Raw genomic sequence first — 1,339 nt, 5'->3', positions numbered from 1 at the left:
CGAGCGTCTCAACGCCATCCTTGCCCACCACAGTGGCAAGACGGTCGACGAGATCGCCCGTGACACCGAGCGCGACCGCTTCATGAGCGGGGCAGAGGCCCAGGCCTATGGCCTGATCGACTCGATCCCCGAAAAGCGCACGGTTGACACCGTCCGTTCAGCTTGATTTGAACGTTTTCGCTTGTGAAAACCGGCACTTCGCTCCTGATTCCAGGGGCGAAGTGCTGTGCTATTCTCAAAGCGTACCTGGATTCTCAGTAGGGCCCAAAGCATGAGCGACGAGCGGCAGAGCCGTTCCAACGACGGCGGCAAGATTCTTTACTGCTCCTTCTGCGGCAAGAGCCAGCATGAAGTGCGCAAGCTGATCGCCGGCCCCAGCGTGTTCATCTGCGACGAATGCGTTGAGCTGTGCAACGACATCATTCGCGAGGAACTGGAAGAGAAGGCGGCCTCCGGCCGGACCCAACTTCCGAAGCCCCGCGAAATCATGGAAGCTCTCGACCAGTACGTGGTCGGCCAGACGCGCGCCAAAAAGGCGTTGTCCGTCGCGGTCTACAACCACTACAAGCGCATTGAATCGCGCCAGAAGAACGACGAAGTCGAGCTCGGCAAATCCAATATCCTCCTGATCGGTCCGACCGGTTCGGGCAAGACGCTGCTGGCCGAAACGCTGGCGCGCCTGCTCAATGTGCCGTTCACGATCGCCGATGCCACGACGCTCACCGAGGCAGGCTATGTCGGTGAGGATGTCGAGAACATCATTCAGAAGCTTCTGCAGAAGTGCGACTACGACGTCGAGAAGGCGCAGAACGGTATCGTCTACATCGACGAAATCGACAAGATCTCGCGTAAGAGCGAGAACCCGTCGATCACCCGCGATGTCTCCGGCGAAGGTGTGCAGCAGGCCCTGCTGAAGCTCATCGAGGGCACGCTGGCCTCGGTGCCGCCGCAGGGTGGCCGCAAGCATCCCCAGCAGGAATTCCTGCAGGTGGACACGCGCAACATCCTGTTTATCTGCGGTGGTGCGTTCTCGGGGCTGGAGAAAGTCATCCAGCAGCGTTCCGAGACCACGGGTATCGGCTTCGGTGCCGAAATCCGTTCGAAAGAACGTACGGAGAACGTCGGCAAGCAGCTTTCGGACGTCGAGCCGGCGGATCTTGTCCGTTTCGGCCTGATTCCCGAGTTCGTCGGCCGTCTGCCGGTGGTCGCCACGCTCGACGAGCTTGACGAGGCTGCCCTGGTGCAGATTCTCACCGAGCCCAAGAACGCGGTTACCAAGCAGTTCAAGAAGCTGTTCGACATGGAAGGCGCCGAGCTGGAATTCCGCCCGGAAGCCTTG

At 60.2% G+C, this 1,339-nt stretch carries 2 protein-coding genes; both read left to right on the top strand.

Features of this window, described 5'->3' with window-relative positions:
- A partial coding sequence (locus AC1DT2_RS23570) for an ATP-dependent Clp protease proteolytic subunit (RefSeq protein WP_477299108.1) occupies nucleotides 1-166 on the top strand: 166 nt, incomplete at its 5' end.
- 105 nt (nucleotides 167-271) lie between these two features.
- On the top strand, nucleotides 272-1,339 hold a 1,068-nt coding region (clpX, locus tag AC1DT2_RS23565), incomplete at its 3' end, for an ATP-dependent Clp protease ATP-binding subunit ClpX (RefSeq protein WP_477299107.1).

This window comes from Luteibacter sp. P4_E6 (assembly GCF_056401535.1).
The sequence above is the reverse complement of the archived record's forward strand: the minus strand, read 5'-3'. Positions and strand labels throughout refer to the sequence as shown.